We start from the raw sequence: 24,594 nt of genomic DNA on the forward strand, positions 1-24,594 counted from the left end.
GGAGTGTTCCGAGAGACAGCCGCGCGTCGTCGGCAGCTGCTCTGTGGACCGCCTCGGGGACTGACAGCCTCAGTAACTTACAGGTTCAGTTCCACTTCCACGGGGCAGTGGTCGGAACCGAAGACCTCGGTGTGTATCTTGGCATCGACCAGCGCCTCCTGCAAGCGGTTGGAGACGACAAAGTAGTCGATACGCCAGCCCGCATTCTTCTCCCGGGCACGGAAGCGGTAGGACCACCACGAGTAGATGTCCGTCCGGTCCGGGTAGAAATAGCGGAAGGAGTCAGTGAATCCCGCATCGAGCAGCTCCTGGAACTTGGCACGCTCCTCGTCGGTGAAGCCCGCGTTGCGGCGGTTCGTCTTGGGATTCTTGAGGTCTATCTCCTTGTGTGCCACGTTCAGGTCTCCGCAGACGATGACGGGCTTCCGTGTGTCGAGCTGCTGGAGGTATGCGCGGAAGTCGTCCTCCCACGTCATGCGGTAGTCCAGTCGGCGCAACTCGTCCTGCGAGTTGGGGGTGTAGACCGTTACGAGGAAGAACTTGTCCATCTCCAGTGTGATGACGCGCCCCTCGTGGTCATGCTCGTCGATGCCCAGTCCGTAGGTCACGTTGAGCGGGGTGTGGCGGGTGAAGACGGCTGTCCCGGAGTATCCCTTCTTCTCGGCATAGTTCCAGTAGGACGTGTATCCGTCGAACGAGAGGTCCAGCTGTCCCTCCTGCATCTTGGTCTCCTGCAAGCAGAAGAAGTCGGCGTCCAGCGCCAGGAAGGCGTCTCGGAAGCCTTTGTCGCAACAGGCACGCAGCCCGTTGACGTTCCATGAAATCAATCTAATCATATTCTTACAGCGCTTTAAAGGTTTGTCCCCTGTCAGTCGGTGGCGGTTCACCGGACGTTGACGGCGGGGTGTTTTTATGGGTATGCCCGGTTGCCGACGGCAAATCAGGCAAGCTTTTCCTTTACTGCCTCTTCCAGCAGTCGGCAGGAGCCTTCGATGCCCCAGAAGCTGCTGTCGAGTGTCAGGTCGTAGTTGGTCGCGTCGTTCCACGTCCGTCCGGTGTAGGCCCGGTAGTGTCCGGCGCGTGCCTTGTCCACACGTCGGAGCTTGTCCATCGCCTCTCCGCCGGAGTCGCGGTACTCCGTCACGGCGCGGTCGAACTTGGCGTCGGTGCTGGCATGGATGAACACGTTGAAGCAGCGCCGGTGGTCCTGAAGGACGTAGTCGGCACACCGTCCCACGATGACACACGGACCCTGTGCCGCCAGCCGCCGGATGACCCGGCTCTGTGCCACGAAGAGTGCGTCGTCAAACGAGAGACTGCGTTCGATGGGGACGGTGAAGTCCTGCATCACCAGTTCGTAGAGCAGGGTGCTCGACAGGTTCTGCTCCTTCCGCTCCACGACGTCGGGCTTCAGGTGGTTCTCTTGCGCCACGAGGTCGATGAGCTCCTTGTCATAGAAGGCGAAGCCCAGGTCCTTTGCCACCCGACGTCCGATTTCCCGTCCGCCACTCCCATACTCCCGTGCAATGGTGATGACGGGGTATTCGTCGGTGGACGTCCGTCGCGGGCGGGGAATGTCGTCTTCTGCGCTGACCCAGCGTCGGAGTCCGTTCAGCCGTCGGTTGAACACGCGGGCGAAGAATCCCACCAGCAGTGCCGCGATGACCGTCCCTTCACGCACTCCCTCGATGCTGCCGAACATGAGCAGCGAGATGAGGCATGCCAACAGCATGAGCGACGTGTCGAAACAGACCTTCATCAGTCCGAACTCCTTCTTGGTGACGCGCGACAGGGCGCTGACGAATGCTTCTCCGCCGAGCATCACGACGTTGCCCACCACTTCGAGGCTCACGCCGAAGCCCAGGATGGCACAGCCCACGAGCAATGCCACAATCTGCCAGAAGTAGTCCGTCGGGTGGACAAAGCCGAGTGACCACATGGAGAGGTCGATGCAGGCGCTGAACACCACCGTGATGGGTAGCTGTAACCACTGCTCCTTCTTGAAGTCCTTGCCCAACAGGAGGATTTGTCCGATGACGAGCAGGACGTTGAGCACAAAGGTAAGCATTCCCAGCGTAAGAGGCGTGCCCAGGCTGACGGTATATGGTACGCTCGAAATGGGCGAGGAGCCCAGTCCGGCCTTGATGATGAAGGAGATACCCAGCGCATTGACATACAGTCCGAGCAGGAACACCAGGTAACGTCGCAGTAATTCTTGTCTTGACATAGGTGAATATAATAGGTATGTGTTTGTGTTGTCTGACCGACGGGTGAAACGTTTTGTGCGTTTCGGGCGCAAAAATACGGAAAATATGTGACTTTCTGTTACAGCCCGGTGTCATTTCCCCGTCCGGATGCTCATCCTACAGTTTGTAAACCTTCCTACTGTATCCTCTCTGTTCGGCTGACGGGGCATACGGTACCCGTCCCGTATGTCCGTGTTGCGAAAAGAGTTTACGTGTTTCCTCTTTCCTCCAGTTCTTGGGAAAGAAAGACGGGTGTTTGTTTCACATTTCTTTATTTTGGCACACTCTAATTCCAATAACTTAAAAATCTAATACTTCACAGTCTGTTTTCTTGAAAAAAAAGTTGTCGGATGCGAATTATCAACTTACTTTTGCCACGTAAATCACATTTGCGATAAAAGAGTGTAATATGGAAGCTACAGTACAAAGACAAGACACGCGGGTGCCTTCCTACCGTGCTCTGTCTACTCCGGGTAACTCACGGGCTGAGCTGTACAAGAAGATTCTCAAATGTCTGGATGTTCACAAAGTGTATCTGGACCGTGACTTGAATCTGGTGAAGTTCAGTTCAATAGTGGGTACAGATACTGAACTGTAAAATAACACTTGCGATATTATTGATAAAGTACAAAAGGGCGACCCCGCAAGGAGTCGCCCTTTTCATTTAGGATTGTGTTATAACTCTGTCGTTTAAAGAATACGGATTAGCGTTTCTCTACAGTTACAGGCAGATCGATAACTACATCGTGACCGAAGATGTCAACGTAAACGATACGGAGTGTAGACTCAACGTTGTCAGTCGGGTTATCATACGGATTATGCTTGGTCGGCTTGAAGCAGAGGTTTCCGCTGTAATCGAAGTACGGTTCGAAGTATTCGTTCTTCGTCGTTTTGTCATCTACATTCGTGTAGAGGGCAATCGACTTGTACTGACCGTTCATGCGATCGATTGCAGAACCGAATTCCTTATCACGTGCAGTGACAAATTCCTTCAGGGTCTTGCCGAAGTCGGTGTCATTGAAGCTGTTTGTGCTTTCTACAACCTCCCATGTCAATCCGCTAGGATTGAATGCATTATAGGTTTCAGCATAAGTGATTACAGGATTCTTGTCATCTTTACCCGTCACGGATTCAGCCCAATCCCAAGTCATGATTTCTGCATCATAGATGCAAGAGAAGATGGTTTCAAATTCTTCGACGGTGATGGTGTGGTTGGATGCAACACACCTGTCTTGAATCTCGTTGAAGGTGTAGCTGATCTTACCCCAATCAAATTCAACCTTGGTAGCATGCTTAACCGTGTTGTCGATGAACTCACGGGCAACTTCGAATCTGTATCCTGAATAGTTCATGAATCCATTCGTACCTGTTACTACCAAGTCTTCGGGTTCTTGACCATCACGACGTGCATTTTCGAAGGTTATGATATAGTGCTCAGCACCTTCATCGTTTCTATCCATGCCGTTGAATACGCGAGTCAGCAAGCCTTCACCGTATTGACCGTACTTAGTCGGTTCAAGGTAGTTGATGTGGATGCCGCCATTGATCTGGTTAGCCTTGATACCGAAGCCTTCAGGAGCTGTTTGCGGCAAGCTCTTCTTAGCTTCAACAGGAATAGTAGCCAGGATGCGTCCGTCATCAGCTTTCACGGTGATTGTTCCAGTGTAGACATGGTCATCAACCAAATAAGCTGCGCCAACTTCGAATTGAGTACGGATGTACTTCACATTCTGCCATCCCTTACCATGCTTCAGGTCGTTCCACTTCAATTCTTTCTTGTTGGCGTCATAGTAATGAACCTTAAATACATTGCCGCTGATGAGCGTACCATCATTGTCCTTGTAGATCGGTTCAATCATCTTGGAATCGATGTCATAGCTTGCAATGTTGGCTGCCTCGATGATGGTTTCAGGAATACCGTTCACGAGAACGTAGTCAGAATAGTCATAGTAGTTTGCATCGTACGGATTGACTACAATATCTGTCTTGACAGCGGGCAGAGCTACAGCAGCCTTGCCTACATGTACGTAGAATGCACGACCATCCGGGTCAACATAAGTACCATCGGCATTGACAGCATAAACACGGAAGCCGAGGATTTCATCGTCGTATTCGTAGTCACCGAGGTTGATGCTCAAGGTTGCTTTACCATCACATGCGTCAATGTCAAGCACTTTGTCAATATCGCCGCTGATACCTTCTTGGAAGGTGTTCCATGCTCTCAACTCAGAAGCGTCGCTTTCACCGGCAAAGTCACGGTCCAGTGAGATATAGAAGTATTTGGCCTGCTTGGTCTCGTCATCCAGTTCTACAGTAAACTTCGTATCCTGTGCGATAGCAAAGCAGTCTTCATTGCGACGTGCATCGTAACGGGTTACGGAAGCATTGAAGTCCGGATTTACATACTCCCAAGTCGGCCGAACTTCAATATCGTCCTTCCACTGATATTCATAAGGAGCTTTGTCTTCTTTGACATCGCCGTCCCAGCGGTTCTGGATTTCATTTACACGCTTCTTGGTGAGGTCTTCATTGTTGGTCTCGTAGACTGAGAAGCCAATGCTGCCAACTTCACCCTTACGGTCTTCACCGAATGTCAATTCATAAGAAGAAGTTACCTTGCGTACACCACCTGCTGTTGCCGCATTGTCTTTCAAAGCGCCGTAGTTTTGGTTTACGCCCAAAGCGAACATTACTTGATGGTCATTCATGGTTGTAACTTCCTTGAATGCCTTTTCGAAGTCAAAGCTTTGAGTATCATCAGCCTTAGAACCTACTTCGATGGTAATTTCGTACAATCCGTTTTCGTTTTGAGCAGCGCGGGTTGTCAGTGTTCCTTGGAATTTCTCTACGGAAACAACTCGAACATAACCTTCTGAAACCAAGTCGGTGCCTTTCGTGTCAACAAGGCTGATTTCTTCTGCGCTCAATGAAGCGTCTGCAGGAGTTACCCGAACCAACAACGTTTCAGACAGTCTGCGTCTTTCACCTTCTACGAAGGATTGAGCATTTTCCATTTCAGCTTTCGGGTTCAGCTCGTTGTGCTTTTCACCCTTTGTACCGAATGTATATGTATACTTGGCTACGTCTGAAAGCAATACAAGGTCTGACTCGGCATATTTCTTTCCGGTTTCACCCTTTTGCAGGCCGTAAACCATTTCAATGTGAGTGATGCCCTTATAGATAGCCGTATAGAGAACTGCGAGATTTTCATTGACAGTAGCAATGCGGCTGTTCAATGTAGCGATGTCTTGTTGTGCTTGTTCGATTTCGCCACCCATAGCCTCCAGTTCGGTAGGATCAAGGCCTTTCCACTTGTCAACCTGAGCTGCAAGAGCGCTCAAGTCTGTTTGAATGTCGTCGATAGCTGCATTGTTGGTCTGCTTGTAGGTATTCAAAGCTGTTTCCTGAGCAACGATTGCCGTTTCAGCCTTACCAATGCGGTTCAACAGGTCTTCAACCTTTGCGGAGATACCCTTAACTGTAGTGTTCAACTCTTGGTAAGCCTTGTCCAATTCGGCAAGAGTTTCTTCAGTCTGTCCCTGGAAAGCCAGAAGAGCTTCTACATTACCCTGGCAGATGGTCAACGCAGCTTCCACTGCATCGATGTCTTCCTGCAATGCATTGTCACCTTGCTGGATCAGGCTGGTCAATTCTTCCTTGGCAGCTGTCAGGCTCTTTGCGGCTTCATCGATGGCAGCTTGTTGTCCTTCCAATGCAGCTTGCTTGGCTTCTGCAGCGGCGATGGCAGCTTCGTCAGCTGAAGCCTGAGCCTCCTGGACAGCTTTCTCGGCGGCTTCTATATCGCTCTGCAATCCGGTCTGTGCTGACTGTAAGCTGGAGATGGAGCTATTGACTGCCTCCAGCTGCTGAGTCAGGTCGGCTTTGTTCGCCTCGTCCTGATTGCGGAGCTCATCAATGTCGTCATCGTAATCCTTACATGACGTTACTACTCCTGCTGAGAGCAAGGCTGCACTGAACAGAAGCGCATTCATAAACTTTTTGTTCATAATACTAAAACTTTAAATTTAAAGATTAATAAAACTGGTTTTGTTGTTTTCATTCGGATGTCAATCACAGCTTTCCCTGCAAGTGCTCACGTAGTGGTTGGGCGTGATGCCTTCACAACGCTTGAACGAGGCGTAGAAAGTGCTCTTCGAGGCGAAGCCGCACACGAAGGGAATGTCTTTGAGCCTACAGATGCCCCGGCGCAATACGTCCTTGGCATACTGAACACGGTACCAATTGATTAAGGACTTCAAGTTGCAGCCGAACATCTCGTTGACCGTGTTCGACAGATAGGTAGTATTTGTACCCACTACTACTCTGTTTCCTGCAACCTGCAGCCTGACAGCCAGGAAGATGGAGGAAGGAAACCGACGGGTGACCAGGATGCGACCGGATTTGCCGCAGGATACGCGGACGGGAACAGAGAGGGAGCGAAGGACTTCCCGTCTGTAAAAAATACTGATAAACAGGAACGTTTGAAGGAACGGTTTCAGTTCGTGAACGGGGACTGGAGCGGCGAAAAGCGAGGTGACCAGCGGGTGACCGTCAGTGTGAGGGAAAGGTGCGAGGGAAGCGGGGAACAGGAATTTGGCATACTGACTTTTTGATGGGGAAAAGGGGTTGTCTGCTTTCCTTTTTTCAAAAATCAGGCTTTTCAGCTGACGCGTACTTTGTCGATTCCGAACAATCTGGCATGGAGATGCTAAGGACTGTGAATAGAAATGGTGAAAAAAGCGCCTGATTTTAGAAAACTATACATTTCATTTTCGGAAAACAGGCAAAACGTGCCCGGAACAATATTGTTTCGCGAGCCAAACAATATTGTTTGAGGCGTCAAACAATATAGTTTCACCTGCCAAACACTATTGTTTCGTGCTCGGAAGTCAAATCTTTGGAATGTGGAAGTAAAAAGAAGTGAGTTTCCTTTTCCAGAAGGAGTGCCGTGTCAATAAATCAGAAGGTATTAAAAAGTATGCTTGTCGAGGTGACGGGTGGCTGCATGTTGCGTTTCGTCCGTTGAACCTCTCTCTAGAAAAGCTGTGGAGAGGAAATGGTGTCAAACTGTATTTTGCGAATCGCCTGAGAATGCCACGAAATTCACCGATTCGTATTTTGGTGCGAGAAAATGCGTTGTGGAAGGCTTCGTTTGACACTTTGTCAGATGCCGCAGGTGGTGTGTGCCGGTTGGAAACAGAAAGGCACAGGGGAGACATCCTTTAAAAAGAAGCCCGCCATTGACGTTTGTTTTGTCAAAGACGGGCAACTTACCATGTTCTAATTTATATCGAACTCACGTTAATTTAAATCATAAAATACCAGCACCGGATTTCCTTCTTCATCCGCCTGATTCAAACAAGCCTTCAACTCAGGAGAGATAATCTCCTCTTCCATATCAAGCAACGAAAGGCTGCCTACCAGCAAATCCCCATCCGTGCCGACTGGCATTGGAAACAAACCGCCCAACCCCAAATCGTCCTGCACGTCAGCGGCTTTCACGTTGGCAACCCGACCCGAAGACTTGTTATAAACCGACAGATACAAGTCTTTTTGAACATAATACTTCACGGCTAAGGCAGCCCGGTTTTCATATACATACAGAAAACGGATATAATCGTCCGACAAGATCTCACGCATTACATCTCCCGAATCTTCCGCTTTTTCAAAGACAGCAGCTTCGGGGAAGGTTCGATCTCCCCACTTCATCTCCAGGCATACCTTCAATGAATCATTCGTCCATTCATAAATCCGGTTCGAAAAATAGGGGTAAACACGTATCTTTCCTTCATAACCATAAAACGGAGCCGTATGCCCATGCAATATCCTGCCGGAAGCCGGTGCATCATATGCAGTGGACAACACATTACCCTCCTTATCTGCCTCTACATATTGCTTTCCGCGGAAAGAATCATTCTGCCGTAAAGGGAAATAATATAGATAATCGCCCTCCGCAGGAACGCAGAAAGCTAACGGAGCCTGCCCGGGAAGTTTAATATCTTCTTCATATTCAAAGGTTGTCAGATCATACTTCAACAGTTTCGACATCATACGGTCCATCACATACAGTGAGCTGTCGGAGCGGTCAATCCAAAACGAATGCGGACTGAGGAATTCTCCCGGTCCGTTCCCCGTTCCCTCTATCTTATGAATAAACTTTCCGTCCGTTGCCGAAAATACCAGCACTGCATTGGTTTTATACGTATCAAGCAGATAAATCCTGTCTTTCCATACTTCAAGCTGATCTATAGTTCCAAACAACGAGCTATCGGATGTCTCCAAAGGAAGAAAGCGTTCAATCCTTATCAGATCCGAACTTTTGCAAGTTTGCACATTACCGAAATCTACAAGCTCCGCTACCGGCTGGCTTGCGCCTTTCCGGGAGGTGCAACCGACAAATAGAATCAATAAAGTTGTAATAAATAGAACGAATACTTTATGCATACCTGTCATATTACAAGTTTAACGTTAATTTAAAGGAACAGTTCCGGCTCGCGGCGTGCACTGCATTTGGCGTGGAGCATGGCGGTATAGGGCGTGTCGAACGTCAGTGCTCCGGTGGGGCAGGATTTCACGCAGGCGCAACACTTGATGCAGGTCGACGGTTCGGTCAGCACTTCGCCATCGTCGGTCATGCGGATGGACATGGTGGGGCAGGAATTGATGCAGGTGCCGCAGCCGGTGCAGTCGTCTTCCTGCCAGACAGGTGCCTGGGGAGTGGGTGTGCCGACGGTGCGGTAGGGGACATTGCCCTTGATAAAAAAAGGTGTCAGTGTTCCGACTGATTCACCTTTGCGGCGTGCCTCGCGTCCGAAAGCTTCCGCCTTTGCACAGTCTTCCGCGTCGGGACGTCCCTCGGCGATGGGCATGCCGGGACGACTGTAGGAATGTTCGCCGATGAAGGCTCCTGCTGCCAGAGGAAGGAAGCCCTGTGTTGTGAGCACGTCCCGCAGTTCGACGAGGGCGTCCTCATAGTCTCGGTTGCCGTAGGTGGCAATCAGGATGGCAGGCGTGGCATCGCCCAGCACGTTTTTCAGGCGTGTCAGTGCCAGGGGTGCGACACGTCCGGCATAGACAGGCACGGACACGATGGCGAGGCAGTCGTTTGCCAGGCGGATGGGAGATTTCAGCTGTCGACAGGTCAGGTCGAGTATGTCGTTCGGCAGGTCCTGCCAGGCACGTGCCACGGCAGTTGCCACCCGCAACGACGTATGGGTGGGGGAGAAGGTGATGACCCGGGTGTGTGTGATGTTCATAAATGGAAGATAAGTTCGTTGGTTAGTCGTTGCAAAGGTAAGAAATGCTTTTGAATTTCTACGACAAAGTCAGTCTCCGGATTGTGCTTCCGTCTGTCCCAGTATCCATTCGCGGAGGACCCGGGCATGGTTGCAGGTGGTGCTGCGTGCGCCGTAGATGAGGCTGACGTTGCCTTGTTGCAGGAGTTCGTGGCAGTGGCGTGCGAAGTCGGTGGCGGCAGGATTCTCGTCCAGCTCTTCCCGGTAGCGGTGTGCAAACTCCTCAAAATTTTCTTCTTTGTGTCCGAACCATTGGCGCAGGGCGGTCGAGGGGGTTACCTCTTTAGCCCATTCGTCGATGGCGGCAGCCTCTTTGGACAGTCCGCGGGGCCAGAGACGGTCGATCAGGATGCGGTGTCCGTCGGTTGGTTCGGCAGGCAGATAAGCCCGCTTGATGCGTAATTCGTACATGGTGGTTATTCTCCTTTCTTTTTTCGTTGACTTGAATGCAGCTTGCTCTGAAACAAAAACACTCCAACTGTCAACAGGGGTCGGCAGTTGGAGTGTGTATGTGCGGACGGGTTGTCCCGTCTTATCTCATTTCAAGATATTGAATCTTGTCCTGGTCTCCGTAGTCGAGGTTCTCTCCAGCCATACCCCAGATGAACATGTAGTTGCTCGTTCCGGCAGCGGCGTGGATGGACCATTCGGGCGACATGATAGCCTGTTCGTTGTGCAGCCATACGAGACGCTCCTCCTGCGGTTCGCCCATGAGGTGGCAGATGGCGTTGCCTTCCGGTACGTTGAAGTAGAAGTAGGCCTCAATGCGGCGGCTGTGTACGTGAGGCGGCATGGTGTTCCATACGCTGCCCGGCTTCAGTTCGGTCAGACCCATCTGGAGCTGGCAGGGACCTTCCTCGAGGACGTTGTTCACGATGAGCTGGTTGATGACACGGTCGTTGCTCTCCTCCAGCTTGCCGGCAGCCATGCTGTTTGCCTTGAGGGAGCCCTTGCGTCCGTCGATGGTAATCCACTGCGTCTTGTACTCCTTGTGTGCCGTGGCGGAGTTCAGGTAGAACTTGGCAGGGTTGGCAGCATCCTTGCTCTTGAAGGTCACCTGCTTGTTGCCGCGGCCCACGTAGAGAGCCTCCTTGAATTTCAGTTCATATTCCTTCCCGTCAACCGTCACGATGCCGTCTCCACCGACGTTGATGACGCCCAGTTCACGGTTGTAGAGGAAGTAGGGAGCCTTCAGCGGGTCGATGGTGTCCAGCGAAAGTTCTTTGGTGGCAGGTACGGCACCGCCGAAGATGAAGCGGTCGTACATGGAGTAAGTCACGTTAATCTGGTCGGGGACCATAACTTTTTCCATCGTGAAGGCGCTGCGCAGACGTTGCGTGTCGTAGTTCTTCACGTCCTGCGGGTTGCAGGCAGTCTGGATGGTGTAGTTCACTTGGGCAGAGGCGCTCAGTGCAGCCACGCCCATCATGATGGCAAGTGTCAATCGTTTCATAGTCATATAATTATGTGTTTCTTACTTGTTCTTGTTTCCGGATGCTTTGATGATGCGTACGCGGTTGAGGTACATCATGCCCATGGTGAAGAGCACGAGGATGCCGGCACCGATGTACTTGAAGCTGTATGTCAGGTGGAAGATGACCCACGAGAAGATGCTCGAAGCGAAGTCAAGCGCACCACCGCCTTGGAAGCCTTCGGGGATGCGTACGGCGGCATCCTGGGTCTTCACATAGACGTCGGTGGCTGCCTCGGTGAAGAAGGGGGCCAGGTTGGTCACGAAGTAGAGTCCAACGATGAGTGCTATCAGTCCGACGATGAAGGTCTTCAGCACGTTACCCTTGGTGATGGGGAGTACGGCAGGGAAGAGGTAGAACATGCCGGCGAGTGAGGCCAGCGGAAGGAACTGGTTGCCCGGCAGGATGACCGAGAGGAACAGCACGACGGGGATGAGCAGCAGCGAAACGACCAGGGTCGTGGGGTGACCGATGACCAATGCCGGGCTCATGCCGATGTTCAGACCGGCACTGTTCTTGAATTTGCGGGCGATGAGTTCGCGGGTGGCGTCGGAGATGGGTTTCAGTCCTTCGATGAAGAGGCTGGTGATGCGCGGAATCAGCTCCATGACGGCTCCCATCTGGATGCCCAGTTTGAGGATACCGGGGATGCCGGCAACGAGTTCCTGGCTGTCCTTGCAGGCAAGTGCGCCGATGGCACATCCCACGATGACACCGAGGAAGAGCGGTTCGCCCATGATGCCGAATTTCTTCTTCATGCCTTCGGCGTCGATGTTGAGCTTGTCGAAGCCGGGAATCTTGTCGAGCACCTTGTTGATGACTACGGCAAACGGCACGAATCCCTGGCAGAACGGTTGCGGGATGGAGATGCCGTCCATGCCGTCGTAGTATTTCTGGAACTTGTCGGCGGTCAGGTCTGCCATGATGAGGGTGATGATGTAGCAGATGATGGCGGCGAAGAAGCCCCACCAGATGTTGCCGCAGGCAAAGTAGACCACTGCCCCGATGAAGGCAAAGTGCCAGTAGTTCCACAGGTCGATGTTGACAGTCTTGGTTGTCTTGGTGAGGAGCATCACGATGTTCACCGCCAGGCAGACGGGAATGATGAATGCACCCACCGAGGTGTTGTATGCCACGGAAGCCGCGGCGGGCCATCCCATGTCGAAGATGTCCAGGCTCAGGCCATAGATTTCAGTGACCTTCTTGAGCGGTTCGCCCAGGCTGTCGGTGAGCAGTCTCGTGATGACCGAGAGTCCCACAAAACCCACGCCGACGAGCAATCCGCTCTTGAGCGCTTTTCCGAATTTGATACCGATACACACGCCGAGTATCGTAAAGATGATAGGCATCATGACGGGTGCCCCCAGACCGATAATGTAGCTGAATACTGCTTCCATGCTTTTGTTAGTAATTTTAGGGTATTAGTTTTTCAAGTATTTCGTTTGGCGCAAAATTAGTGTTTTTTTGTTAGATACGGTTCCTCTATTATGTAGATTATGTCGCACGGAGGTACCGGATTATATGTTTTTTTCTTAAACGGCTCCCTTTCCGGTGTGGCTCACTCCGTAGCCGAACAGGGCGAAGTCACCCAGGCAGGGGTCTCCGGGGAACACTTCCGCCAATGCCTCCGTGATGAGGCGGGCATTGCGCAGGGAGAAGGTGGGCTTCGGAATCAGACCCAGGTCGCAGGCGATGCGGCAGACATGGGTGTCGAGGGGGATGAGCAGTTCGGAGGGGGAGAAGGACTGCCAGATGCCGAAGTCGACGGGACCTTGCGGGCGGATCATCCAGCGCAGGAACATGTTGAGCTTCTTCTGCGGACTGGCGGACGACACGCCGAGGAAGGCGCAGAGGCGTTCCATCGGTGTCCCCGGACAGGCGAGGAGGGCTTCCTCCAGGCAGTTGTAGCGGGTATAGGCTGCATGCAGTCGTTCGAAATAAGTGCGGAAAGCGGCGTAGGACAGCATGCGGTAGAAGCTGTCGCGACGGGTCGACGGTAAGTCCGTGTCCCAACGTCGGGAGAGCACGTACTGCCACGGACTGTCGCCCATCAGACGGTCCAGCTCGTCCGCCTTCTTCAGAATCTGCGTCCGTGAACCGAAGCTGAGGATGGCCGTGAGCAGTCCGCTCACCTCGATGTCCTGCTTGCGCCGGTAGCGGTGGGGGAACTGCACGGGGTCGCCCGTGATGAAGCGTTCGTTGTGGTATTCCTCCGCCCATTGGCGGAGTCGGTCCCGGGTCAGTGCGTCCATGACGTCAGCCGATGTTGCCTTGCAGGATGTTCGGCTCCACGGTGACGAGCACCTTGTCGATGCGGGCGCCGTCCATGTCGACAATCTCGAAGTGGAATCCCTTCCAGTCGACTTTCTCACCCGACTGCGGGATGTGCTCCAACAGTTCGAGGATGAGTCCGCCCACGGTGTTGTAGGTGCTGTTGCTCTCGTAGAGGTCTTCCTGGTCGAAGTAGGAGAGGAAGTTGTAGAAGGTGCACTGTCCGTCGACCAGCCAGCTGTCGGAGTCGCTGCGCTTGATGATTTCCGGTTCGTTGTTGCTGCCTTCGATGGTGCCCACCAGTCCGCCGAGGATGTCCTTCAGCGTGATGATGCCCTGGAAACTTCCGAACTCGTCGCAGATGAAGGCCTGGCTCAACCGGTGTTCCTTCATCTGTTCCAGTGCCTTGTAGACACTCATGTTATCGTGGAAATAGGTGGCGGGGCGCACGGCGTCGGCGAGGGTGAACTCATCCTGGTCGAAGAGGAAGATGAGGTCCTTCAGGCCGATGATGCCCAGCATGTTGTCAAACGTACGGTCGACCACCGGATAGGTCTCGAAGAGGTTCTTCTCGAGGATGGCCTTAATCTCGTCCTTCGTGTAGTGGATGTCGAGCGCCACCGTGTCGGTGCGGTGGGTCATGAGCGAGCTGACCTTGAGGTCGCCCAGGAGGAACACCCGCTCCACGATGTCCTGCTCCACCTCCTGCACTTCGCCGTCTTCCTTTCCTTCCTGCACAATCGACTTGATTTCCTCTTCCGTCACTTTGCTCTCGGCTTCCTTGATGCCGAGCAGGTTGAACATCACCTCGGTGCTCTTCGCCAGAATCCACACGAAGGGTGCGGCGATGAGGGAGAGGAAATACATCGGACGTGCGACGGCCTTCGAGGCTTTCTCCGCGAGGCTCAGTCCGATGCGCTTCGGTACAAGTTCACCGAAGATGATGGTCAGGTAGGTCACGAGGATGATGATGATGGTCTGTGCCGTCAGTCGGGCATAGGCGGCAGGGAAGCCGGCATCCGTCAGCAACTCGGAGAAGTCGTCGGCAAGTGTGGCACCGGAGTAGATACCGGTCAGGATGCCGATGAGGGTGATGCCGATTTGTACGGTGGAGAGGAAGCGGTCGGGGTCGTTGGCAAGTTTCAGCGCCATCTTGGCAGACTTGCTTCCCTTCTTGAGGTCGGTCGAAAGACTCGACTTACGCGCGGAGATGACCGCTATTTCAGACATGGCAAAGACGCCGTTGAGGAGAATGAGGAGTATGATTATGACTATTTCGTCCATAAAGTTTGGGTATGTTGATAGATGTGGTTCTGCTGCTTGGCTCCCGCTGCGGGGAGACGTCGGTGGGGAGGGTAAGAAATATTTAGGCACGAAGCGGATAGACAATCACGGCTGCGGCGGTCCGCGTGCCATGAAGAGCTATGCACTTCGTGCCTAAAAGAAGATATGCGAGTGTGTTTCGTTTCATGTCGCGCAAATATAGAAAGGAAACCCATACTTCCGTAGACGGAACGAAAAACTTTTATATATTTTAAGTAAAATCATGGTGGACGGAGGCTTACCAGAACTTGTTGTGCTCGGCACTGTACTCAAATCCTGCCTGTGCAAGTGTGCGGATGAGGACCTGCTTGTCAAGGTGAAGGTCGTCACACAAGGCGTCGAGCGACGGGTAGCTGTCGCGCAGTTTCATGTTGATGAGGCTGTAGAGCATCATCGGGTCTTTGGGAAGTTCCATGTTGTCAGTAATGTTTAGTCGTATACCGTTTTCTTTTCCGGGTGCAAAGTTACGGCTTTCTTCCGCTGGTTGTATCTCCGGCGGGCAGGTTTATTGCACATCCACCGGCACAATGGGTTGTTCCCTCACTTCATCGAGCGGTACGGCACGGTAGGCTGTACGGCTGAAGTCTATCCGGGTGAGGTCGATGCTGCGGATGGCGCTGTTGCGCATCGTGCGGTAGTAGATGACACGGTGGGTCGGGTCGGTGGCAGAGGTCCATTGGGTGGCGCTGGGCAGGTCAGGCGCCTGTTCGCCTCGTGACACTTCGATGCCGATGGGGATGTCGAAGTTGTTCAGTATCTGGAAGCACTGACGGACGGCGCCTTCGGCTGACTTGGCACGGGGCGCAGTCGCCTGGTAGAAGGCGGCACGGACGAAGCGGGAAGGAGGGGTGACGTCACCGGGGATACCCAGGAAGCCGCTGCCGGCACCGAATTGTGACAGACGGATGCCGCCGAGCTGCTGTGCCGGGGCACTGCCGGGGAAGAGGTTGACATAGTTGTTCAGGTTGGTCAGCTGCCACTCGAAGCCGGGGGAGTTGGTGAGCACGCCCAAGGGATTCTCGTAGAAGTGCAGTTTGCCGCCGATGATTTCGAGCACGACCTGCCGTCCCGTGGGGTCGGCAAACCGCCAGTGGACGGTCGAGGCACGCGGGTCGATGGCGACGACGTGTACCCCTTCGAGGGCAGTCTTCACCTCATCGACCGTGGCGCAGCTGCCCAGAATCCAGCTCACCAGTTGCAGGTCGGCGATGCTCGTCTGCCGATGACGGGCGTCATACGTCTCATAAGCTCCGTAGCCCGGGAAGTAGAACAGCCCGGCAGAGAGTCCCTTCTCGTTCAGCCCTTCGGCAACGAACTCCTTTTGCTCCACGGCAAGCCCCACGTAACCGTAACGGGCACGGAAGGACATCCCGTCGGTCGTGCCGCCGGGGACGTAAGACTGCTGTGCATAGCCTCGTGGGACAATGACATACTGGCTGTTCAGGTCGCTTCCGCCCCATTCGATGGTACGTGCCAGGATAGGCAGGCTGTCGGCGGTGTGCAGTGTGATTCCGGTACAGGCGTGTGCCGGACGAGGCAGGAATACTCCGCACAGGAGTCCTGCCAACAGGAGATGGATGAGTCGCTTCATAGACAGAGTTTTCGCAATACTAGCCAACTTCCGTCGAACAAGCAACTTTCCGGCAGAGAATTACGCTATAATCACCTTTGTTAAGTTTAAATGTTGACAAACCCGCGTCCCGTTGTCCCTTGCCGTCGGTCAACGTCCGGGCTATTCCGGTTGCACGTCGTTGGGCGAGGGCAGCTCCTTCCAGCCGGCACCGAACGTGTCGTAGGCATCGGTCACGACTACGAAGGCGTCGGGGTCGACCTCCTTGATCTTCAGTTTGATGCCCGTGACCTCCTTGTAGCTCACCACGAGGAAGAGCATTTCCTTGTCCTCCTGTGTGTAGAGTCCGCTGCTCTTGATGTAGGTAGCCGTGCGGTCGAGGTCCTTGAGGATGTACTGTCGCAAGGCTTCCTGGTGCTTCTGGCTGATGACGAAGATGAGCTTGTCGTTCTTGGCGCCGTTTATCATGTAGGCGATGACGCGTGAGATGATGAAGATGGAGATGAGCGAGTAGAGCGAGAGGTGCCATGAGGGCTGGCTGACATCGTCCGCGCTGCCGATGCCGAAGCCGATGACCACCAGTCCGAAGCAGACCACTGTCCCGTCGACGAGCAGGATGGCATTGGAGAAGCGGATGTGGGCGTATTTCTGCAGGAGCATCCCGACGATGTCACTTCCGCCTGTCGTCGCCTGGTTGCGCACGACGATGCCCGTCCCGATACCGATGACGGCAGCGCCGATGACGGCGGTGAGCATCAGATGGTCGCTCATGTTGAGGCTGCCTCCCAGCAGCTGTGCCGGGTCAAGCTGTTCCAGTGCCTCCTGTGTGGGATAGACGAGGCGCGACATGATGTTCATGAGAAGCGGGGTGATGAGGGCGGCGGCGATGGTACGCGTGCCCAGCTTGGCACCCAGCAGGAGCACCGAGAGGATGAGCAGCGGAATGTCGAACATATAGCCGAAGGTACCCACCTGGATGGAGGGGAATAGGTTGTGGAGCACGATGCTGGCTCCATAGACACCGCCGGGGACGATGTTGTAGGGATTGATAAAGAAGACGAACCCGGCAGCGAGAATGGTACATCCCAACAGGATGTTGACCCATGCACGAACTGTTTTCTTCATATTGCTTATATTTATGCAGCAAATATACGAAAGATTCTTATCCGCGGATGGATTTGGCAGGAATTTATTGCCGATGGAGGGGATTCTTTCAGCCCGGGTTTTCCGTCGTGGCGTACGGATGGGTCGCCACGCTCGTACGGACGCGTCGGTACGACGGTGCGGACACGTCCGCACGACGCTACGGACAGGCCCGTACGAGGGTGCTCAAAAAGAGGTGGTTACAAAAGCTTTTTCCGGAAGTCGGGTTTTCTGCTATCGGCTTACTGTGCCTTCACGGGGGTCAGCCCCATCTTGGCAGCTTTCTCCAGCATGTAGGCATAGGCGGCATCGTGCTCGTTGGGGATGATGCCGTCGAGGATGGCGTCCTTGATGGAGCTTTTCAGCGAGCCGATTTCCCGGCAGGGCTGGAGGTTGAATACCTCCATGATTTCTTCGCCCGTCACGGGGGGCTGGAAGTTGCGGATGCGGTCGCGCTCCTCCAGGTCCTTCAGCTTTTGGCGGACGAGCTTGAAGTTGTCGAGGAAACGTTGCTTGCGTGTCTGGTTCTTCGAGGTGATGTCCGCCTCGCAGAGGGTCATCAGGTCGTCGATGTCGTCGCCCGCTTCGAACAGCAGACGGCGCACGGCAGAGTCGGTCACCTCGTCGTCCGCAATGACGATGGGGCGCATGTGGAGGCTCACGAGCTTCTGGACATACTTCATCTTCTCGTTCATGGGGAGCTTCATGCGGCGGAAGAGGTCGGGAATCATCCGTTCGCCGATATAATTATGGTTGTGGAACGTCCAGCCGATGCGGGGTTCCCAGCGTTTGGTGCGTGGCTTGGCGATGTCGTGGAGCAGTGCCGCCCAGCGCAGCCACAGGTTGTCCGTGACGCGGGAGATGTTGTCGAGTACCTCCAGCGTGTGGTAGAAGTTGTCCTTATGGGCGCGTCCGTTGACCGTCTCCACTCCCTGCAGGGCGACGAACTCGGGGAAGATGAGTTCCAGCAGTCCGCAGCGGTCCAGGTCGACGAAGCCTTTCGACGGGACGGGAGAGAGGATGATTTTGTTCAGCTCGTCGGCGATGCGCTCCCGGGAGATGATGTTGATGCGTTCGCGGTTGCGCGACAACGCCTCGAAGGTCTCGTCGTCGATGTGGAAGTTCAGCTGGGTGGCAAAGCGGACGCAGCGCATCATCCGCAGCGGGTCATCGCTGAAGGTGATGTCGGGGTCGAGCGGCGTCCGGATGAGCTTGTCGCGCAGGTCTTCCAGTCCGCCGAAGGGGTCCACCAGTTCGCCGTACCGCTGCCTGTTGAGACAGACTGCCAGGGCGTTGATGGTGAAGTCGCGGCGGTTCTGGTCGTCCTCCAGTGTCCCGTCCTCGACGACGGGTTTGCGGGAATCATGGGTGTAGGATTCGCGGCGTGCACCGACGAACTCCACTTCCGTACCGTGGTATTTCACCTGTGCCGTACCGAAGTTGCGGAACACGGACACGTGTGCCCCCTTGCCCAATTTCCGTCCCAGCGCTTCCGCCATGGCAATGCCGCTGCCCACGACCACCACGTCGATGTCCTTGGATGGACGCTCCAGAAAGAGGTCGCGCACGTAGCCGCCCACGGCATAACATTCTAGTCCCAGTTCGTCGGCTGTCTCTGATATTGTATGGAAGATAGGGGCCTTGAAGCGGTCTTTCAGGTCCTCTTGTGTCAGTTCAATCATCGTCTTTGCTTCTAGTGGTTTGGGTTTGGTGGCGCAAAAATACATCTTTTTGCCTGTATCGTAGGTAAGTGCCCTGAAGATTTTCTATTTTTGCCGCCGGAACCAATCAATCACAGCAGATGAAACATACCTTATTAATAAGCTGCATCGCCGTCCTCCTGATGGCATGCGGCAGCGACGACAAGAAGGCGCAGGTGTACCTGGAGCGCGCCGGGCAACTGTTCTCCCAGGGGGCATACAGCGAGGCAAAGTCACAAATCGACAGCATCCGCACGCTCTATCCCAAGGCGTTCGACACGCGCAAGGAGGCCATCAAGCTCATGCGTCAGATTGAGCTGGAGGAGCAGGGGCGGACACTTGCCTACCTGGACAGTGCCTACCGTGCCAAGCAGGCGGAGCTGGACTCCATCAAGGGCGCTTATGTGCTGGAAAAGGACACCGCCTATCAGGAAGTGGGCAACTATTTCAGCCCTTCCCAGACGGTGGAGCGGAACCTCAACCGCACCTTCCTCCGTGCACAGGTGAGCGAGCAGGGAGTCATGAGCCTGACGTCCATCTATTGCGGCAGGACGAACATCCATCACACCGCCATCAAGGTCAGTGCCGGCGACACCTTTGCACAGACTCCCCCGTCGAAGGACATCTATGAGACGACCGACCTGGGTTGGAAGATTGAGAAGGCGGACTACGTGCTGGGGCAGGACAGCAGCGTGATAGACTTCATCGTGATGCACGCCGACGCTCCCGTCCGTGTGGAGTTCCTCGGCGACCGCAACTACAAGATGGCGCTTCCCGCCTCCGACCGCAAGGCCATAGCCGACGTCTACCGGCTGGCACAGGTGCTCTCCGCCATGGAAGAAATACGGAAGGAGCAGAAGGAAGCCAACCTGAAGAAAGAGTTCATCCGTCGGAAGATGGAAGAGGACGCGGCTGAATAGTCCGTCCGTCTAGCGCCTTCCGTCCTTGGGTATCCAGCTGTCGACCAGCTCCCGGTGGGTCTTCATCCATTCACGGACGGCGTCTTTCTCCGTCCGTTTCGTGTCGTTGATGGCACGCATCAGGGAGCTGATGTCCTTGTCCTCCAAGTGGATGTTGCGGATGATGGCTGCGGCGTAGGGATGGTCGTGGCTGAAGCCCCGCCGCGCTATGCTGTGTATCTGTTCCGCTTCACCATAGACGTTCTTGGGGTCCTTGAGGAACTTCAGGTCAAAGCGGTCGAACTTCCAGTGCGGTGTCCAGCCCGTCACGACAATCCACTTCTGCTGGTCGATGGCCTTCTTCAGCAGGGCAGTCATGGCTGGTCCGCTGGAGTAGAGCAGCTTGTAGTCCAGTCCGTAGTCGGTGAGTGCTGTCTCGCTGCAGCGCATCAGTCCCGTCCCTGCATCAATGCCGACAATTTCCCCTCCGAAGCGTTCCTTGTGTGCATTCAGCTCTTCCAGGGAGTTGATGGTGACGTACGTCGGTACGACCAGTCCGATGCGTGCACTGTCGTACACCTGTCCGAGCATCTCCAGCCGGTCGCCGTATTTCTCGAAGTAGTCGGCATGCGTGACGGGAAGCCAGCTGTCCATGAACACGTCCGCCTTCCCCCTTGCCAGTGCGGTGAAGACGGGTGCGATGTCGGCGTTGAGTATTTCCACCTGGAATCCCTGTTCCGTGAGTATTTCCTTGGTCAGATGGGTGATGGCGATGCCTTCCGCCCAGTTGCCGTAAGCGATGCGTATCTTGTTTTGGGTCAGTCTGCCGCAGGCTGCCAGCAACAGGCAGGCGCACAGCACGACAGTCCCGATGAGTCGTTTTTCCATAATAGCTTTTGTCTTTTAGAAGTTTTGCAAGTACTCGCCTTGCCGTTTGACAAGGCGTCGGTAAAGAAGCCGACAGGGAGAAAGCCCTCCCGGTCGGGACCCTTGTCAACGGTTCCGCCCGATGCCCTGCGTGATGCGGTCGAGCACGATGGCAAGGATGACGACGGCAATGCCGCCCTCAAAGCCCAGTCCGATTTTCATCTGCGTGATCCCCTTCAGCACGATTTCGCCCAGTCCGCCTGCAGAAATCATGGCGGAGATGACGACCATCGACAGGGACATCATGATGGTCTGGTTCACCCCCGTGAGAATGGTCGGGAGTGCCAGCGGCAACTGTACCTTGAAGAGCATCTGCGTCCGTGTCGCCCCGAACGACCGGGCAGCCTCCATCACGTTCTTGGGAACCTGACGGATACCCAGCCCCGTCAGCCGTGCCACAGGAGGCATGGCGAAGATGATGGTCGCGAAGGCTCCCGGTACCGTTCCCAGTCCGAAGAAGAGGACGGCAGGGATGAGGTAGACGAAGGCGGGCATGGTCTGCATGCAGTCGAGCAGCGGCTGCACGAGTCGGTTGAGTCGGTTACTGTTGCCGATGCAGATGCCCAGGGGGATGCCGAAGAGCAGGGCGAGGCAGGTAGCGGAGAGCACCAGTGCCAGCGTCTGCATGGTCTCTTCCCAGAAGCCCATGTAGCAGATGAGCCCGAGTCCGAGCAGGGTGAACAGTCCCGTCCCCTTGCCAGCCTTACGCCATGCCAGCGCACCCAGCAGGGGGATGGACACGTAGAAGGGAATCCATGTGAGGATGTATTGAAAGCCGCCGATGAAGCCTTCGACGGCGTGGCTCAGTGTGTCGAAGAACACGGTCCCGTGTTCGGTCAGCCAGTTGACGGCTGTTTCCATATAGTCTCCTATTCTTATCATAAGTCTATTGCGTTTTGGATGATTTCATTGATTTCTTTCTTGTCCTTGCCTGTCACCTCGACGATGAGCGATGCCAAGGGGACGACACCTTCAAACTCACGGCGTTCGTTGACCACCCAGATGGGCGAGTTGGTCTTCGTCATCAGCGGAAGGATGTCGTCGACCACGGTGTCGCCCAGCACCGAGTGCACCTGTTCCCGGACTGCCGGGGTGATGTCCTTCACCTGCTTCTGACGCAGCTCCACGAGGTCGCCCAAACGGACTTCGCCCACGAGGATGCCGTCGGCATTGACCACGGGAAGGACCGTCAGCTTGCGCTCCTTCATCTTCCGTATCAGTGCTTCGGGACCCTCTTTGCCCTGTCGTGCCACGACCGGCTTGTCGACCATGATGGAGGCAGCGGTGATGACGCGCCGGCGTTCCACCTTCTCCACGAAGTTGCGGATGTAGGCGTTGGCAGGTTCGGTGAGGATTTCCTCCGACGTGCCCACCTGCTCCACGTTGCCGTCGCGCATGATGGCGATGCGGTCGCCCAGCTTGATGGCTTCCTCGAGGTCGTGGGTGATGAAGACGATGGTCTTCTTCATCTTCGATTGCAGGGCAAGCAGCTCGTCCTGCATCTCGATGCGGATGAGCGGGTCGAGTGCCGAGAAGGCTTCGTCCATGAGCAGCACCTCCGGGTCATTAGCCAATGCCCGGGCGAGTCCCACCCGTTGCTGCATGCCGCCTGACAGTTCGCTGATGAGCATGTCGGCGTATCCGTCGAGCTTCACGAGGCTCATGCACTCCCGTGCCTTCTGTTTGCGTTCGGTCTTGTCCACCCCTTGCAGCTCCAGTCCGAAGGCGATGTTCTCCAGGACCGTCCGGTGAGGCAGCAGTCCGAAGTGCTGGAACACCATGGCAAGTTCGCGTCGGCGTACGTGCCGCAGCTCCTCCTTGCCCATGTGTGCGATGTCCTTCCCGTTGACGATGACTTTGCCGGAAGTGGGGCGGTTGAGCAGGTTGAGGCAGCGCAACAGGCTGGACTTGCCGCTGCCCGACAGTCCCATGATGACGAATATCTCACCTTGGCGGATGGTGAAGTTGGCGTTGTTGACCGCGATGGTGCATCCGGTCTCTTTCAGTATTTCCTGTTTGGTCTTTCCCTTGCGGAGCATCTTCAGGGCCTTCTGTTTGTCGTGCCCGAAGACGAGGTACAGGTCTTTGATTTCAATCTTGTCTGTGTTCATAGGTTCTCATGTTTTTGGTAGGGTTGAAGGATGTTTTTGTAGTGCCGGGCCGTCGTCGGTCGTCAGAAGTAGTAGCCGACGTTGATGTTGAAGCGTGCGTGCCATCCGTTGTCGGGACCGGCAGCAAAGGCATTGTCCCACTCCGGTCCCAGCCAGGCGTGGTTCTTGCCGACGGCATAGTCGATGTATGCCAGGATGGGACCTGCCGAGAGCGAGCATCCCGTCACATTCTGGTAGCTGTCACGGAAGCCTTTCGTGCGCTTGTGCAGCAGGCTGAAGTCGTTGTAGAAGCTGATGCGGTCGAGGAACGCTTTCCCGACAGGCAGGGTGTAGGAGAGTGCCGCCGTGTAGATGTCCGCCCGGGAAGCCACGCGGTAGGGAGCACCGAAGGCTGCCATTTCCACGGTGGCGGGCGATGTGCTCTCCGGTTCCTTGGCGCGGATGTCGTACGTGGTGTATTGTGCCTTCAGGTTCCATGCCCGGTAATCGGCGACGTAGTGCAGGGCGAAAGCCGTGCGGAGTCCGGTGTGCCGGGTGTCGAGGTTGTAGACTCCCCCGGCGAGTGCCGAGACTCCCACCTCCTGACGGACGCTGTTGCCGAAACGGTAGATTACCTGAAGGTTGCCCTGATGGGTCTCCTTGTTGCGCCCTCCCAGGTCGTAGGCATAGCGGTCGGGCGAAGTCGGACGGTTGCTGCCGAAGTCGGTGATGTCGGCATTCTTGAAGTAGGCAAGCGTCGCTTCCCACCGTCCGTGCCGGTAGCGGTACTTGATGCCCATGTCCGCGTCGTCCTCCAGTCCCACGTAGTAGTTGAGGTTGAAGAAGTAGTTGTTGGCGGTGTAGGGCTGAATGCCGAAGGGCACCTGTGTGAGTCCCACCTCGACCGCCTGCCGGTCGTCGAACGTGTAGCCTATCCAGCCGTGCTTCAGCATGCCGCCACCCGAAGCTGACGGATAGAAGCGGTATTCCGCGTCAAGTGTGAAACGCCGGAAGGCGGACGAGACGTTCAGCCGGAACACGTCGAAGCCGAAGTCTCCTCCGCGCTTGCGGTTGTCGGGCTTCCAGTCCGAAAAGTTATAATTGAAACGTACGGCACCGCCCAGCCTGAGCGAGCTTTTCTCTTGGGCAATGACAGGCGTGGCAATGCTCGTTGCCAACCACAACAAGGGGAATAAAAATCTTTCTTTATGTCTCATAAAGCGTCAATTCTTACAACGAAACCTTCCGTCCGGTCAGGGGCGGTGGTTCGCGGGTTCATAAAACTGATTATTTCGGCAGGACGGGTGCTCCCTCGTGGAGCGAATGACAGACTGCGCGTGTGGCGGAACTGTGGATGAGGTGTCAGAATGTAAGCATAAAATGATTCTCTCTAACCTGCCGTCTGATGCAAAGATAAGAAAAACAGCCTTGTGTTCCAAACTCTGTCGGACTGGAAACTCTTTGTCCGACAGGTCATACGTAGTATGGTTTGTGCTTCCGTCGGTCAAAAAAAGGGGAACGGTACAGCTCCCGTCGGTGAAAAACCGCTCCCGATGGAGAGGAAAGCAGTGGAAAAAGGGACTGCCTCATTCAGTACTTTTTACCATGTAGTCGTTACCTTTCGCAGACCGTGCCCGTATCTGTCGGTCCGTAACCGG

At 54.8% G+C, this 24,594-nt stretch carries 21 protein-coding genes; 2 read left to right on the forward strand and 19 right to left on the reverse strand.

Annotated elements, in window-relative coordinates; genetic code table 11:
- Positions 1 to 77: 77 nt before the first annotated feature.
- Complete coding sequence (locus tag C8275_RS03865) at positions 78 to 836, reverse strand: exodeoxyribonuclease III (RefSeq protein WP_199881856.1); 759 nt, start codon at positions 834 to 836, stop codon at positions 78 to 80.
- Positions 837 to 940: 104 nt separating this feature from the next.
- Positions 941 to 2,227, reverse strand: a complete 1,287-nt coding sequence (locus tag C8275_RS03870; protein WP_106484172.1) for a cytidylate kinase family protein — start codon at positions 2,225 to 2,227, stop codon at positions 941 to 943.
- 428 nt (positions 2,228 to 2,655) lie between these two features.
- Here C8275_RS03870 and C8275_RS03875 point away from each other — a divergent pair, with 428 nt between their 5' ends.
- Entirely contained in the window at positions 2,656 to 2,844 is a 189-nt protein-coding gene (locus C8275_RS03875; protein WP_022384052.1) for a hypothetical protein, read from the forward strand.
- A 106-nt stretch (positions 2,845 to 2,950) separates the two neighbouring features.
- Here the strand turns inward: C8275_RS03875 and C8275_RS03880 are convergent, their stop codons facing one another.
- From C8275_RS03880 to C8275_RS03940, 13 genes are all read right to left on the reverse strand, one after another.
- Entirely contained in the window at positions 2,951 to 6,253 is a 3,303-nt protein-coding gene (locus tag C8275_RS03880; protein ID WP_157948156.1) for a hypothetical protein, read from the reverse strand.
- 60 nt (positions 6,254 to 6,313) lie between these two features.
- The gene (locus C8275_RS03885) at positions 6,314 to 6,562 is read right to left on the reverse strand and encodes an AraC family transcriptional regulator (RefSeq protein ID WP_234395698.1); all 249 of its coding nucleotides are present in this window, start codon (positions 6,560 to 6,562) and stop codon (positions 6,314 to 6,316) included.
- Positions 6,563 to 7,547: 985 nt separating this feature from the next.
- Positions 7,548 to 8,690, reverse strand: coding sequence for a 6-bladed beta-propeller (locus C8275_RS03890; protein WP_157948157.1), 1,143 nt, complete (start codon positions 8,688 to 8,690; stop codon positions 7,548 to 7,550).
- A gap of 29 nt (positions 8,691 to 8,719) precedes the next feature.
- Positions 8,720 to 9,502 (reverse strand): 4Fe-4S binding protein, encoded by a 783-nt coding sequence (locus C8275_RS03895; protein WP_106484175.1) that lies wholly within the window; start codon positions 9,500 to 9,502, stop codon positions 8,720 to 8,722.
- A 69-nt stretch (positions 9,503 to 9,571) separates the two neighbouring features.
- Positions 9,572 to 9,952, reverse strand: a complete 381-nt coding sequence (locus tag C8275_RS03900) for a DUF488 domain-containing protein (protein WP_106484176.1) — start codon at positions 9,950 to 9,952, stop codon at positions 9,572 to 9,574.
- 121 nt (positions 9,953 to 10,073) lie between these two features.
- Positions 10,074 to 10,994, reverse strand: coding sequence for a 5-dehydro-4-deoxy-D-glucuronate isomerase (gene kduI / locus C8275_RS03905; RefSeq protein ID WP_106484177.1), 921 nt, complete (start codon positions 10,992 to 10,994; stop codon positions 10,074 to 10,076).
- Positions 10,995 to 11,015: 21 nt separating this feature from the next.
- Positions 11,016 to 12,410, reverse strand: coding sequence for a PTS galactitol transporter subunit IIC (locus C8275_RS03910; RefSeq protein ID WP_106484178.1), 1,395 nt, complete (start codon positions 12,408 to 12,410; stop codon positions 11,016 to 11,018).
- 135 nt (positions 12,411 to 12,545) lie between these two features.
- On the reverse strand, positions 12,546 to 13,265 hold the full coding sequence (locus C8275_RS03915; protein ID WP_106484179.1) for a TIGR02757 family protein: 720 nt from the start codon (positions 13,263 to 13,265) through the stop codon (positions 12,546 to 12,548).
- Between the two features lie 4 nt (positions 13,266 to 13,269).
- Positions 13,270 to 14,568, reverse strand: coding sequence for a hemolysin family protein (locus tag C8275_RS03920; RefSeq protein ID WP_106484180.1), 1,299 nt, complete (start codon positions 14,566 to 14,568; stop codon positions 13,270 to 13,272).
- 277 nt (positions 14,569 to 14,845) lie between these two features.
- Positions 14,846 to 15,022, reverse strand: a complete 177-nt coding sequence (locus tag C8275_RS03925) for a DUF4250 domain-containing protein (protein ID WP_106484181.1) — start codon at positions 15,020 to 15,022, stop codon at positions 14,846 to 14,848.
- A gap of 90 nt (positions 15,023 to 15,112) precedes the next feature.
- Positions 15,113 to 16,198 carry a linear amide C-N hydrolase gene (locus C8275_RS03930; protein ID WP_106484182.1) on the reverse strand — a complete coding sequence of 362 codons (1,086 nt, stop codon included), beginning with the start codon at positions 16,196 to 16,198 and terminating at the stop codon, positions 15,113 to 15,115.
- A 141-nt stretch (positions 16,199 to 16,339) separates the two neighbouring features.
- Positions 16,340 to 17,302 carry a YitT family protein gene (locus C8275_RS03935; RefSeq protein ID WP_022383874.1) on the reverse strand — a complete coding sequence of 321 codons (963 nt, stop codon included), beginning with the start codon at positions 17,300 to 17,302 and terminating at the stop codon, positions 16,340 to 16,342.
- A gap of 260 nt (positions 17,303 to 17,562) precedes the next feature.
- Positions 17,563 to 19,002 (reverse strand): CCA tRNA nucleotidyltransferase, encoded by a 1,440-nt coding sequence (locus tag C8275_RS03940; protein ID WP_022383873.1) that lies wholly within the window; start codon positions 19,000 to 19,002, stop codon positions 17,563 to 17,565.
- A 119-nt stretch (positions 19,003 to 19,121) separates the two neighbouring features.
- On the opposite strand from C8275_RS03940, the gene C8275_RS03945 reads away from it, so the two are divergent.
- Positions 19,122 to 19,940: a hypothetical protein gene (locus C8275_RS03945; RefSeq protein ID WP_022383872.1), complete on the forward strand. Its 819-nt coding sequence runs from the start codon at positions 19,122 to 19,124 to the stop codon at positions 19,938 to 19,940.
- Positions 19,941 to 19,949: 9 nt separating this feature from the next.
- Here C8275_RS03945 and C8275_RS03950 read toward each other — a convergent pair whose 3' ends face one another.
- From C8275_RS03950 to C8275_RS03965, 4 genes are all read right to left on the reverse strand, one after another.
- Positions 19,950 to 20,807, reverse strand: a complete 858-nt coding sequence (locus C8275_RS03950; RefSeq protein WP_106484183.1) for a glycine betaine ABC transporter substrate-binding protein — start codon at positions 20,805 to 20,807, stop codon at positions 19,950 to 19,952.
- 105 nt (positions 20,808 to 20,912) lie between these two features.
- The gene (locus tag C8275_RS03955) at positions 20,913 to 21,728 is read right to left on the reverse strand and encodes a proline/glycine betaine ABC transporter permease (RefSeq protein ID WP_022383870.1); all 816 of its coding nucleotides are present in this window, start codon (positions 21,726 to 21,728) and stop codon (positions 20,913 to 20,915) included.
- Entirely contained in the window at positions 21,725 to 22,957 is a 1,233-nt protein-coding gene (locus C8275_RS03960; protein WP_106484184.1) for a glycine betaine/L-proline ABC transporter ATP-binding protein, read from the reverse strand. Before C8275_RS03960 ends, C8275_RS03955 begins: the two co-directional genes overlap by 4 nt.
- Positions 22,958 to 23,019: 62 nt before the next feature.
- Positions 23,020 to 24,153, reverse strand: coding sequence for a porin (locus C8275_RS03965; protein ID WP_106484185.1), 1,134 nt, complete (start codon positions 24,151 to 24,153; stop codon positions 23,020 to 23,022).
- Positions 24,154 to 24,594: the final 441 nt, after the last annotated feature.

Source organism: Bacteroides sp. Marseille-P3684 (assembly GCF_900291465.1).
Taxonomy (GTDB): Bacteria; Bacteroidota; Bacteroidia; order Bacteroidales; family Bacteroidaceae; genus Phocaeicola_A.